The following is an 11,773-nucleotide window of genomic DNA, read 5'->3' as shown; positions in this document are numbered from 1 at the left end:
ACCACTCCCAGCCCCGCCCCCGGTGGTTCCGGCCGCCCCGCGGCCGGAACCACCGAAACCAATTTCGCAACAGCCCGTTTTCTCACAATCTCATGGAGGTTTGCACGAAAAGTTCGCGCTACAACACAGTTGATACCGCCTGCCGGGATGACGCCCCCGGGTTCATCGCGCCACTTGCTCCGAGAGGATGCCTCATGACCGTTGATCTCCGCATACGTTTCGCCGTCGACGACGAGGCCCTCTCGCGGCTGCACGCGGATGCATTCGGCGGTGACCGGACCGTGGTGCCCTGGAAGGCGCGCTTGGAACGGCACAGCCGGTCATGGGTCGGCGCGTTCGTGGGTGCTCGACTCGTCGGGTTCGTGCACGCGGCGTGGGACGGTGGGAGCCACGCGTTCCTCCTCGACACCGCGGTCGCCCCGGATCTCCGTCGGCAGAGCATCGGATCCGGCCTGGTGAACGCCCTGGTCGGCGACCTGCGCGAGCTCGGAATCGAATGGCTCCACGTCGATTACGAACCACATCTGCGCAGCTTCTACCGCGATGCATGCGGTTTCGGAGCCACCGACGCCGGTCTCCTACGACTGAACTGATGAGCGCATCGGCGATGTGTGCATATTTCACTCGCTCAGCAGCAGTTCGGCGACGGCCTCCGGAGCCTCGTGCATGGCATCGTGGCCGGTGGGGAGGTCGTGGACCACCCACCCGGGGTCGGCTTCGAGCCGGGTGCGCTGTTCGGCGAAGGGGGTGCGGTCTTCCCAGCCCGAGCAGTAGACGAATTCCCGGCGGGGAACTCGGGCGAATGCGCCGGTGAGCCGGATTGTTTGCAGGAACGAGGCGAGCGGGTGGGGGCGGCGGCGCGGATCGCCGTTGCCCGGTGGGCGGACGGCATAACCGGTGGTCGCGGCGCCGTCGGCGATCACCTGCCGGAAGTAGTCGTTCATCGCCGACCAGCACGATTCGCCGTCCCGGGGGACGTACGCGTCGAGATGCACCAAGCGCGCGATCCGGCCGCCGGCACGGTCGGCCGCAGCGGCGATCACCATCCCGCCGTAACTGTGCCCGACCAGCGTCACATCGGTGAGGTCGGCGCGGTCGAGGAACCGCACGACGTCGTCGGCGTGGGTGTCCAGGTTGGCCGTCGCGATCGTCGCGACATCGTCGTCCGGCCGCAGACCGGTCAGGGTCAGGGCGTGGACGGTATGACCGGCGCGCTCCAGCAGCGGAACCACCGCCTCGAACGACCAGGAACCCTTCCACCCGCCGGGCACCAGAACATATGTCGTCATGCGCTTTTCCTTCTCTCCCACTGCGGCATCGAGGCACGCCACCTCGGAATCACTTCGCGTGGAGACAGTCTCACCGGCTGGGAGGGTGGCTTGCTACCGAGAGAAGGCCATCCAGTACCTGTTCGCCGCCAACGTCGCCCGATCATTCACGACGTACCGTAAAGCATTGCCGCCGAATCTGTTTCGCCCCATCTCCCCGGATCGCTCGTGCGACCACGCCCCGGCGACGGGTATCTCCGGCGAGCATCGCGGACGGCTGTCGTCGACAGCGGACGGTACCGTCGCCCGCGGTCCCGACTCAGATGCCGAGTACGAGCTTCGCCGTCGTGAAGTAGATGACCAGCCCGGTCGCATCGACCAGCGTCGTCACCATGGGCGCGGAGATCACCGCCGGGTCGATGCGCAATTTCTTGGCCAGCAACGGCATCGTGCCGCCGATGGTCGCGGCCCAGCCACAGATGATCACCAGGGTGATGCCGACGACCAGCGCGATCTGCGCGCCGACGAACGCCGCGCCGATCACCATGCCGACCACCGCGAGCATCGACCCCAGCACCAGGCCGACCCGGCATTCACGCCAGATGACCTTCAGCAGATCCGACACCCGCACCTCCCCCACGGCCAATGCCCGCACACACGAGGTCGCCGCCTGCGCACCGGCATTGCCGCCCGCGCCGATCAGGAGCGGAATGAACAACGCGAGATGCGCGGCCTGGGCGAGCGTCGCCTCGAACGCGTCGGTCACCGTGACCGTCAGGGTGGCCGCGACCAGCAGCAACAACAACCACATCGCGCGGTAGCGGGCCAGCTGGAACACACCGGCGGCCATGTAGTGCCCGGACCACGGGCTGGCGCCGGCCTGCCGCGCCACATCCTCACTGTCGGCCGCCTCGATGACCTCGACCGCGTCGTCGATGGTCAGCAGTCCAACCAGCCGGTCTTCGCTGTCGACGACCGGCAGGTTGATCAGGTTGGTCTCGCGCATGAGCCGCGCGGCCTTCTCCGCGGCGTCGGTCGCACGGGCGAAAACCGGTGCGGTGACGACGAGTTCGGTCAGCATCGTCTCCGGATCGCTGAGAACCAGTTCCCGCATCTCGACCACGCCGGTGAGCCGGCGACCGCCGTCCACCACCGGCAGGGTGTACACCGTCTCCGCGTGCGCGCCCTTGGCCCGAACCACCCGCAGCGCCTGTTCGACGGTCAGATCACAGTGCAGCGCAACGACTTCCGGAGTCATGTAGCGACCGACCGATCCCTCGGGATAGCCGAGCAGCGCCGCCGTCATCCGCCGTTCGCGCGGGCTCAGCCCGGCCAGCACCTTCTTGGCGACCGTCGCGGGGGCCTCGCGCAGCATCCGGGCGCGGTCGTCGGGGTCCATCCCCTCCACCAGTTCCCGGAAGCTCTGATCACGCATCCCGGACAGGATCTGCTGCTGGTCCACCGGCTCGAGCTCCTCGAACACCGCCAGCGCGCGGTCCTTGTCCAGCAGCCGGAACGCGATGCCGGCGTGCACGGCATCCATGCGCGCGAGTTCGTCGGCGATCCGGTGTGGGGCGTGGTCGTCCAGCCAGGTCAGCGCGGCGTCGACGCGGCGGTCGTCGATGAGGTCGCGGAGCGAGTCGTGATCCGAATGCTGTTCGGCGACAGCCGTTTCCGCCGCGCCGGCAGCATCGTGTCCGCTTGCGTCGGCGGCACACGTGTCGTGCACCCCCGCTTCGGTGGCGTGTTTCTCGCCGGCGGACGCTCGACCAGCCTCCGCGCCGGCGTGGTACAGCGCGGACTCGGTGGCCGGACGACCCTCATCCGGGACATCCGGGCGTGCGGGCGCGGCAAAGAACAGATCGGTCGACATGACAGAACCTCGGCATACTGCGAGTGGGTACGGGATCACGGATCACACCGCGAGGCACCGACCCTCGCCACCGAAAGCTCTACCGGCAGAACAGGAGGACGGCGCCGCGCGGCCTTCGACTCGGGGGTTCGCTACGCACAGCCACCCACCTCCTCATCGCCCGCACTACACCGTCAGAGAATTTCGATGCCCTCCCGGCACCCCGATGACCCGCCTCGTCGCCTGGTCATCGCCCGGACGCACAGCGCCCGCATGCAGGCTACACCCCCAACCGCCGCCGCGCCGAACCACGAAACTTCGGTTTCGCGCATGTACCGAGCGAGGGGTGATCAGTACGGCCGCCGCCTCCCTCACTCGTCCTTCGTATCGGCCGTATCCTCGACGCAATATCGACATGTCTCCTTGAAGACACCCTTGTTCGTGTGATGTCGCGTGTGGGCATTGCGCCTGCTCGAAGGCATCGGCCGCCCCTTCCGGACGGCGGACATCTTCGCCCGAGTCTCGGCACTGGCGGTCCGCCCGAAGTTCGGGTTTCCTGCGCCCATGCGCATCTCCGAAAGACGCCGACGCGATTCTTCCGGCATAGCATGGCCGAATCCCGGGTGCGCGGCGCCGAACTTCCCGAAGTTGGGATTCGCTTCACCCTGAAAAGAGCCTTTGCGGTCCATCGACCATTTCACGCGCTGCGACGCCGAATGCGTACGCCCGAAAAACGGATTCTCTTCGCCGAAACGACTCACACCCTGCCGGCCGGTCGACCGAATCCGCGCGGCCTCCCGCATTTCCGCGGTCCAGATCACGCCTACTGGCCCCAGTCCGCCCTCGGAAAGGTTGAGGAGTGGCTGGCCTTCTTTCCGTAGATAAGCGATCCACGCGATCTCAGCGCGTCCCAGATCCTGGAGGCCGTATACCCAGTCCAGGACATCCGCAATGACGGCATCTCGGTCCTGTTTGCGCAGCCAGTCGTAAAACGGCGTCTTGCGACCCGCACCGGCTTCCTTGAAGTGTTGCCGGAGCCGTACATGCTCCGACTTCGTCGTCAACCCTATATAGCGATAGTCGTACTCGGTGCGGAGGCGAACTCCGTAGATGACACCATGTTTCGGCTTACCCATCGACCCCCGCATCGAGTCTTCTATGTGCTACACATCACAACATACAGGAAACGCAATTCTCAATTTCAGTCCCTTGCAACGCCATCTGCCGGATGCGGATGTAGTACAGGGTCTTGATTCCCTTGCGCCAGGCGTAGATCTGGGCCTTGTTGACGTCGCGGGTGGTGGCGCTGTCCTTGAAGAACAGGGTCAGCGACAGGCCCTGGTCCACGTGCTGGGTGGCCGCGGCGTAGGTGTCGATGATCTTCTCGTAGCCGATGTCGTAGGCGTCGGCGAAGTATTCGAGATTGTCGTTGGTCAGGTAGGGGGCCGGATAGTAGACGCGGCCGATCTTGCCTTCCTTGCGGATCTCGATCTTCGACGCCACCGGGTGGATCGAGCTGGTGGAGTGGTTGATGTAGGAGATCGACCCGGTCGGCGGCACCGCTTGCAGGTTCTGGTTGTAGATGCCGTGCTCCATGACCGAGGCCTTCAGCTCGAGCCAGTCCTCCTGAGTCGGGATGTGCACGCCCGCTTCGGCGAAGATCTCCCGCACGCGATCGGTCTTCGGCTCCCATGTCTGTTCGGTGTACTTGTCGAAGTATTCGCCGCTGGCGTACTTGGATTCCGGGAAGCCGCCGAAGGCCGTGCCGCGCTCGACGGCGAGCTTGTTGGAGGCACGCACCGCGTGATAGGCGACGGTATAGAAGTAGATGTTGGTGAAGTCCACACCTTCTTCGGATCCGTAGTGGACCCGCTCGCGCGCCAGATACCCGTGCAGGTTCATCTGGCCCAGGCCGATGGCGTGGGATTCGTTGTTGCCCTGCTCGATCGAGGGCACCGAATAGATGTGGGTCTGATCCGAGACCGCGGTCAGCGCCCGGATCGCGACCTCGATGGTCTGCCCGAAATCCGGTGAGTCCATCGCCTTGGCGATATTGAGCGAGCCCAGGTTGCAGGAGATGTCCTTGCCAACCTCCGCGTAGGACAGGTCGTCGTTGAACACCGACGGCGTGGAGACCTGCAGGATCTCCGAGCACAGGTTGGAGTGGGTGATCTTGCCCTTGATCGGGTTGGCCCGGTTCACCGTGTCCTCGAACATGATGTAGGGGTAACCGGATTCGAACTGCAGCTCGGCGATGGTCTGGAAGAACTCGCGGGCGTTGATCTTCGACTTGCGGATGCGCTTGTCGTCGACCATCTCGTAGTACTTCTCGGTGACGTCGATATCGGCGAACGGCACGCCGTAGATGCGCTCGACGTCGTAGGGCGAGAACAGGTACATGTCCTCGTTCTTCTTCGCCAGCTCGAAGGTGATGTCGGGGATCACCACACCCAGCGAGAGCGTCTTGATGCGGATCTTCTCGTCCGCGTTCTCCCGCTTGGTGTCGAGGAAGCGGTAGATGTCGGGGTGGTGCGCGTGCAGGTACACCGCGCCCGCGCCCTGACGCGCGCCGAGCTGATTGGCGTAGGAGAAGGAGTCCTCGAGCAGCTTCATGATGGGGATGACGCCGGAGGACTGGTTCTCGATCTTCTTGATCGGCGCGCCGTGCTCGCGAATGTTACTCAGCAGCAACGCGACTCCACCGCCGCGCTTGGACAGCTGCAGCGCCGAGTTGATGGAGCGCCCGATGGACTCCATATTGTCCTCGATGCGCAGCAGGAAGCACGAGACCGGTTCGCCGCGCTGCTTCTTGCCCGAGTTCAGGAACGTCGGGGTGGCCGGCTGGAAGCGGCCGTCGATGATCTCCTCGACCAGCTGCTGGGCGAGGATCTCGTCGCCGGCGGCCAGGGTCAGCGCGACCATGCAGACCCGGTCCTCGAACCGCTCGAGATAGCGCTTCCCGTCGAAGGTCTTGAGCGTGTAGGACGTGTAGTACTTGAACGCGCCGAGGAAGGTGGGGAACCGGAACTTCTTGGCGTAGGCCTGCTGGAACAGCTTCTTGACGAACGCACGGCTGTACTGGTCGAGAACCTCGGGCTCGTAGTAGTTCTCCTCCACGAGGTAGTCGAGCTTCTCGTCGAGGTTGTGGAAGAAGACGGTGTTCTGGTTGACATGCTGCAGGAAGTACTGCCGGGCGGCGGCGACATCCTTGTCGAACTGGATCTCACCGTTGGGTCCGTACAGGTTCAGCATCGCGTTGAGCGCGTGGTAGTCCAGGCCCTCGGTCGAGGTCTCGGTGCTGACCGGGCGCTCTAGGCGGGCCGTCTTTCCGGCCGGTGCTGTTGTCGTTGCCAAAACAATCCCAATCCCTCTCGGACGCGCTCGACGTCCTCGGCGGTTCCCATCAGTTCGAAGCGATACAGGTACGGCACCCCGCATTTGCGCGAGATGACCTCTCCCGCATAGCAATACGTATCGCCGAAGTTCGTGTTGCCGGCCGCGATCACCCCGCGCAACAGCGCACGATTATGCGGATCGTTGAGGAATTTCGCCACCTGCCTGGGGACGAATTCCTTGTCCGAGCGACCGGCTGCCCCCTCGCCGCGCTGCGCGTCGAACACGTGCCGGCCGCCACCGTAGGTGGGGCAGATCAGCACATAGGGCGTGTCGACGCGCAGCGAATCGGCGGTGTGGAGCGGAATGCGAACGGCCGGCAAACCCAGCCGTTCGACGAAGCGGTGCGTGTTCTCCGACGCGCTCGAGAAGTAGACCAGAGCGGGCGTCGATTGGGTTCCTTCCCCGGACAACCCAGCCATCCCACTCCCCCTTACTCTGCTCGTCGGACGAACGGTGACCGGAGCGGATCAGGCCGCGGCGGTCACCAGGGACTTGATGCGGTCCGGACGGAAACCGGACCAGTGCTCGTCGCCAGCGACGACGACGGGGGCCTGCAGATATCCCAGCGCCATCACATAGTCGCGGGCCTCGGGGTTCTCGGAGATATCGACGACCTCGTACTCCACACCGGCCTTGTCGAGCGCGCGGTAGGTGGCGTTGCACTGGACACAAGCGGGCTTGGTGTAGACCGTGATACTCATGGGTGACCCTCTCTCCTTGCCTTATCCGATGCAGCCTTGAATCGGTACGCCATCTGCTGTGAGCATCCGTACTGAGCACGATCCATCTGGTACTGCGCAAACCCCTGGAAGTAGGGGCACCACCGGTGATCACAGTGCTGTGATCGGCTCGGAATCCGTCTCCCCTTCCAGTGCCGTAGACACTACACCTAGTGGCCGACAGATTCATACAACACGACATGTTGCGAACCACAAAGATGAAATTCGACGGCCGTAAGTACCAGGACAGTCGATTCGCAACCCGACACGACAGTGGCGCAGATCACGATTTCATGTCGCAGCTCTCTCCCAGCAAACCCAATACCACCTCTGGTCACATCGGCCACAGGGATCTCAACAGGCCCGTCTGGGCACATCCGAAACGACCGAATGCCGCGCCCGTTCCGGGGAACGAACGCGGCATTCGGCGGCTACTTCGGCGTGTCGCAGCCGAGCCGGATCAGCCCTGGCGAGCCTTGAACCGCGGCTCCTTCTTGTTGATCACATAGGTCTTGCCACGGCGTCGCACCACCTGAGCGCCCGGCTTGTCCTTCAGCGAACGCAGTGAATTCCGGACCTTCATGAGGACCTCCTATTGGAAATGGTTTTCATATCCTATAGAGGTGTGCGACGGGAGCGTTAGGACGCCGGTCACGTCGCCGCCCCTCGTAGCCGATGACCCCCGACGCCACCGAGGGGCCACACCATCGGGGTGCGGCCCCTCGGAACGGCTCGAGCCGGTTACCGTCTCGGGCTCAGGCGTTGACCGATTCCCGCGCGGCGACCAGTTCGGTGACCGCGGCGGCGAGCTGGGTCAGAGCCTCGGCGTCCTCGCGCGGATGCGCCTCGCCGAAGCGCTGGCCGATGGTGCCGAAGTGCAGGTGCGCGCTCTCCACGACGGTGCCGCCGGCCACACTTACCGCCTTCACCGTGTCGCCGTGCGCCCACTTCGCGGCGTTCTGGCTGATCGAGGCGCTGATCACGGCGACCGGCTTGTCCTTGATCGAACCGGCGCCGTAGGGCCGCGAGGCCCAGTCGATCGCATTCTTCAGCACGGCCGGGATCGTTCCGTTGTATTCGGGGACGAACAGCACCAGGGCGTCGGCGGCGGCGACGGCGTCACGCAGCGCCTGCGCCGGCGCCGGCGCCGGCACCTGACCCGGTACGTCGATGTCCTCGTTGTAGAACGGAACATTTCCGAGACCGTCGTAGATATCGACCTCGACACCTTCCGGGGCGGTCTGGGCGGCAGCCTCGGCCAGCTGCCGGTTGATCGAACCGGCGCGCAAGCTGCCGACGAGAGCCAGGATGCGAGTCTGTGACATGATCACTCCTTGTGCGGTGGGGCGGCGGTGGCTTCCGCTGTCACGACACGATAACCGGACTACGGTCCGCTTTCATTCCCGGGTCATGGGGTAAACGAACTGTGAACTGCGACACTCCCGATTCGACGCCGTCGAATTCGTCCCATTCGTCCGATCCGCGCGCCACGGATCCGGCCTTCGCCGCCGCGCCGCGTCCGGGCGCGCTGCCACTCGAGGCCGTGGCCGTCGACCTCCCGCCGACCGCGCTCACCACCGCGCTGCCGGTAGCCGAACACTCCGAGCGCAGCGATGCCGTACGCAATCGGCAGCTGCTGCTCGACGCCGCCGAGGAATTGGTCCGCGAATTCGGCGCCGACGGCGTCACGATGGACGCGGTCGCCAAGCGCGCGGGCGTCGGCAAGGGCACCGTATTCCGCCGGTTCGGCAACCGGGCCGGTCTCATGCTGGCGCTGCTCGACCAGTCCGAGCAGAAACTGCAGGCGGCGTTCATGTTCGGGCCGCCGCCGCTGGGCCCGGGCGCCCCGCCGCTGCAGCGGCTGATCGCCTACGGTCGCGCCCGTTTGGCCGGGATCGAGGTGGAGGGCGAAATGCGCCGCGCCGCCGACGAATCCGGCCGCTACGCCAGCGCGCCGTACAACATCTCGAAAACCCATGTGTCGCTGTTGCTTCGGCAGCTCGACATGAACGGCGATATCGCGCTGACGGCGGATACGCTGCTGGCGATCCTCGACGCCGGCCTGGTGCTGCATCAGCTGCGGGTCCTCGGTTATCGGCCCGAACAGATCGCCGACCACTGGGAAAACGTGGTGCGCGCACTGGTGGCACCCGCCCAGTAGAGTGGCCCGCATGGGGAACCTGCGCGAACAGATCATCGCCGAATTGGGTGTCGCGGCCGAGATCGAACCGAAGGTCGAGGTGCGGCGCCGCGTCGAATTCCTGGCCGACTATCTGAGTTCCACGCCGGCAACGGGTTTCGTTCTCGGCATCAGCGGTGGTCAGGACAGTTCGCTCACCGGCAAACTGTGCCAGTTGGCCGTGGACGAGTTGCGCGCCCGGGGACAGGAGGCGACGTTCGTCGCGGTCCGGCTTCCCTACGGCGCGCAGGCCGATGCCGACGACGCGCAGCGGGCGCTGGATTTCATCGGCCCTGACCATGTGGTCGAGGTCAATGTGAAGCCCGGCGCCGACGCGGTGGCGGCCGCGACTGCCGAGGGCGTGCGCGAACTGCTCGGACACGAGACCGAGCTGCGTGATTTCGTTCGCGGCAACATCAAAGCGCGCGAACGGATGATCATCCAGTACGCGATCGCGGGGCAGCTGAATCTCGTGGTCGTCGGCACCGACCACGCGGCGGAGGCGGTCACCGGCTTCTTCACCAAGCACGGCGACGGCGGCGTCGACATCACTCCGCTGACCGGTTTGACCAAGCGCCAGGGTGCGGCATTGCTGCAGGAATTGGGCGCTCCGCCGAGCCTGTGGGAGAAGGTGCCCACCGCCGACCTCGAAGACGATCGCCCGGCGCTGCCGGACGAGGAGGCGCTCGGCCTGAAATATGCCCAGATCGACGATTATCTCGAGGGCAAGGACGTGGCGCCGGAGGTGGCCGAGCGCGTCGAGACGATCTACTGCAACACCCGGCACAAGCGGACGGTGCCGGTGTCGCCGCTCGACTCCTGGTGGAAGAACTGAGGGGCCGAGCCCACCGCTCGAGAAACGGGCGCTGATCAGCCGCCCGCGAACGGCGGTAGTACGTCGACGCGGGCGGTGAGGGGGGTGCTGTCGTCGCGGGTGAGTTCCTCGCCCACCAGATAGGCACAGACCTTCAGCATCGGATCGAGATCGGCTCCGTAGGCCGCGCGCAATGCCGTACGCAGGTCACCGACCGTTGCCGTATCGGGCAGGTCCAGATGTTCGCTGGATTTGCCGACCGCGTCGGCGATCGCGGCGAAATATCTGACCTCAACCACCGATGGCTCCCATCGTGCGTTCCGGGGGGACGAAATCGGCGGCGTCGATGCCGTGCCCGGCCCATTTGTTCCACATCGCGCCGCGCCACAGCTGTGCCACTTCGTCGTCGCTCGCGCCGGCGCGCAGCAGGGAGCGCAGATCGTATTCCTGGTCGCTGAACAGGCAGGACCGGACCATGCCGTCGGCGGTCAGGCGGGTGCGGTCGCAGTCGCCGCAGAATTGGCGGGTGACCGAGGCGATGATGCCGACCGTGGCGGGACCGCCGTTCACCAGCCAGGTCTCCGCCGGGGCGGAGGGGTCGGCACGCCCGGTCTCGGTGAGGGTGAAGGCCGCGCCGAGAACGTCGAGAAGTTCGGCCGCGGTGACCATATTGGTGCGTGCCCACTCGTGGTCGGCGTCGAGCGGCATCTCCTCGATGAACCGCAGTTCGCATCCCTCGTTCAGGCACCATCGCAGCAGATCGACCGCACCGGAAAGGGTTTCGCGCATCAGCACGGCGTTCACCTTGACCGGGTAGAGACCGGCGGCATGGGCGGCGCGGATGCCGGTCAGCACCGAGCCGAGCCGGTCCCGGCGGGTGAGCCGGGCGAATCCGGCGGGGTCGACCGTATCGAGGGAGACGTTCACCCGGCCGAGTCCCGCGGCCGCCAGCCCGCGCGCGCGATGTTCGAGCCCGATGCCGTTGCTGGTCATCGCCAGCGGCGTGTCGGGAACGGCGGCATGGCATCCGGCGACGATCTCCTCGAGATCGCGCCGCATCAGCGGTTCGCCGCCGGTGAACCGCACCTCGCGGATGCCCAGGCGCCGCACCGCGAGTTCCACCAACCGCACGATCTCCGCGGCCGAGAGCAATTCGTCCGCGGGGATGGCCGGCAACCCCTCCTCCGGCATGCAATAGGTGCACCGCAACGAGCACTTCTCGGTGATCGACACTCGCAGATCCCGGGCCGTGCGCCCGAATTTGTCGACGAGCAGCTCCGTATCGGGCCGTCCGTCCAGCGAGGGCCGCCCGCCCCGGACGGCGGGAATCCCCATGAGAACGACGGTCACTCCTCCATTATGGGGGCCGCCCCCACCTCACGTCCCGCAAGTCCACACCTGTGAGGTAACCGAGTACCGCCGTGAGCGTTGCCGAGTACCGCCGCAGCAAGTGAACATCCGGTCTGTACCCCGTTATCTTTTTCCCAGCTCCAATCAGGGGCTACGGTCGCCGGGCCCGGTATGGCTCTTTGCCCCCAGTCTCTC

13 protein-coding genes are annotated in these 11,773 nt (G+C 65.7%); 3 read left to right on the top strand and 10 right to left on the bottom strand.

Annotated features, from left to right (window positions below):
- The first annotated feature begins 194 nt into the window (after nt 1-194).
- Nucleotides 195-593, top strand: coding sequence for a GNAT family N-acetyltransferase (locus A5789_RS12195; RefSeq protein ID WP_063015661.1), 399 nt, complete (start codon nt 195-197; stop codon nt 591-593).
- Nucleotides 594-620: 27 nt separating this feature from the next.
- Here the strand turns inward: A5789_RS12195 and A5789_RS12190 are convergent, their stop codons facing one another.
- The 8 genes from A5789_RS12190 to A5789_RS12155 form a co-directional block, all read right to left on the bottom strand.
- Nucleotides 621-1,289 (bottom strand): alpha/beta fold hydrolase, encoded by a 669-nt coding sequence (locus tag A5789_RS12190; protein WP_064902217.1) that lies wholly within the window; start codon nt 1,287-1,289, stop codon nt 621-623.
- Nucleotides 1,290-1,587: 298 nt separating this feature from the next.
- Entirely contained in the window at nt 1,588-3,141 is a 1,554-nt protein-coding gene (mgtE, locus tag A5789_RS12185) for a magnesium transporter (RefSeq protein WP_227462828.1), read from the bottom strand.
- Between the two features lie 350 nt (nt 3,142-3,491).
- Nucleotides 3,492-4,256, bottom strand: coding sequence for an NUMOD3 domain-containing DNA-binding protein (locus A5789_RS12180; protein WP_064902214.1), 765 nt, complete (start codon nt 4,254-4,256; stop codon nt 3,492-3,494).
- Nucleotides 4,257-4,290: 34 nt separating this feature from the next.
- Nucleotides 4,291-6,396 (bottom strand): class 1b ribonucleoside-diphosphate reductase subunit alpha, encoded by a 2,106-nt coding sequence (gene nrdE, locus A5789_RS12175; RefSeq protein WP_255401740.1) that lies wholly within the window; start codon nt 6,394-6,396, stop codon nt 4,291-4,293.
- 35 nt (nt 6,397-6,431) lie between these two features.
- Nucleotides 6,432-6,935 (bottom strand): class Ib ribonucleoside-diphosphate reductase assembly flavoprotein NrdI, encoded by a 504-nt coding sequence (gene nrdI / locus A5789_RS12170; protein WP_051756104.1) that lies wholly within the window; start codon nt 6,933-6,935, stop codon nt 6,432-6,434.
- Between the two features lie 48 nt (nt 6,936-6,983).
- Nucleotides 6,984-7,217: a redoxin NrdH gene (locus tag A5789_RS12165; protein WP_030515663.1), complete on the bottom strand. Its 234-nt coding sequence runs from the start codon at nt 7,215-7,217 to the stop codon at nt 6,984-6,986.
- Nucleotides 7,218-7,695: 478 nt separating this feature from the next.
- Nucleotides 7,696-7,818, bottom strand: coding sequence for a type B 50S ribosomal protein L36 (ykgO, locus tag A5789_RS12160; RefSeq protein WP_036504093.1), 123 nt, complete (start codon nt 7,816-7,818; stop codon nt 7,696-7,698).
- 172 nt (nt 7,819-7,990) lie between these two features.
- Nucleotides 7,991-8,560, bottom strand: a complete 570-nt coding sequence (locus tag A5789_RS12155) for an NAD(P)H-dependent oxidoreductase (RefSeq protein WP_064902215.1) — start codon at nt 8,558-8,560, stop codon at nt 7,991-7,993.
- A 101-nt stretch (nt 8,561-8,661) separates the two neighbouring features.
- Between A5789_RS12155 and A5789_RS12150 the strand changes: the two genes are divergently transcribed.
- Nucleotides 8,662-9,396 (top strand): TetR/AcrR family transcriptional regulator, encoded by a 735-nt coding sequence (locus A5789_RS12150; RefSeq protein WP_369817483.1) that lies wholly within the window; start codon nt 8,662-8,664, stop codon nt 9,394-9,396.
- Nucleotides 9,397-9,406: 10 nt separating this feature from the next.
- On the top strand, nt 9,407-10,249 hold the full coding sequence (nadE, locus tag A5789_RS12145; RefSeq protein ID WP_063015692.1) for an ammonia-dependent NAD(+) synthetase: 843 nt from the start codon (nt 9,407-9,409) through the stop codon (nt 10,247-10,249).
- A 35-nt stretch (nt 10,250-10,284) separates the two neighbouring features.
- Here the strand turns inward: nadE and A5789_RS12140 are convergent, their stop codons facing one another.
- Nucleotides 10,285-10,527, bottom strand: a complete 243-nt coding sequence (locus A5789_RS12140) for a MoaD/ThiS family protein (RefSeq protein ID WP_063015665.1) — start codon at nt 10,525-10,527, stop codon at nt 10,285-10,287.
- A complete protein-coding gene (gene moaA, locus A5789_RS12135; RefSeq protein WP_063015666.1) occupies nt 10,520-11,578 on the bottom strand; it encodes a GTP 3',8-cyclase MoaA in 1,059 nt (352 codons plus the stop codon). Before moaA ends, A5789_RS12140 begins: the two co-directional genes overlap by 8 nt.
- Between the last annotated feature and the right edge of the window lie 195 nt (nt 11,579-11,773).

The sequence above is a fragment of the Nocardia sp. 852002-51101_SCH5132738 genome (assembly GCF_001665695.1).
Taxonomy (GTDB): Bacteria; Actinomycetota; Actinomycetes; order Mycobacteriales; family Mycobacteriaceae; genus Nocardia; species Nocardia nova.
This window is presented reverse-complemented; position numbering and strand designations above follow the sequence as displayed.

Coding starts and splice junctions, on each gene's coding strand:
- A5789_RS12195 (WP_063015661.1), top strand. CDS start 195: ATGACCGTTGATCTCCGCATACGTTTCGCCGTCGACGACGAGGCCCTC.
- A5789_RS12190 (WP_064902217.1), bottom strand. CDS start 1,289: ATGACGACATATGTTCTGGTGCCCGGCGGGTGGAAGGGTTCCTGGTCG.
- mgtE (WP_227462828.1), bottom strand. CDS start 3,141: ATGTCGACCGATCTGTTCTTTGCCGCGCCCGCACGCCCGGATGTCCCG.
- A5789_RS12180 (WP_064902214.1), bottom strand. CDS start 4,256: ATGGGTAAGCCGAAACATGGTGTCATCTACGGAGTTCGCCTCCGCACC.
- nrdI (WP_051756104.1), bottom strand. CDS start 6,935: ATGGCTGGGTTGTCCGGGGAAGGAACCCAATCGACGCCCGCTCTGGTC.
- A5789_RS12165 (WP_030515663.1), bottom strand. CDS start 7,217: ATGAGTATCACGGTCTACACCAAGCCCGCTTGTGTCCAGTGCAACGCC.
- ykgO (WP_036504093.1), bottom strand. CDS start 7,818: ATGAAGGTCCGGAATTCACTGCGTTCGCTGAAGGACAAGCCGGGCGCT.
- A5789_RS12155 (WP_064902215.1), bottom strand. CDS start 8,560: ATGTCACAGACTCGCATCCTGGCTCTCGTCGGCAGCTTGCGCGCCGGT.
- nadE (WP_063015692.1), top strand. CDS start 9,407: ATGGGGAACCTGCGCGAACAGATCATCGCCGAATTGGGTGTCGCGGCC.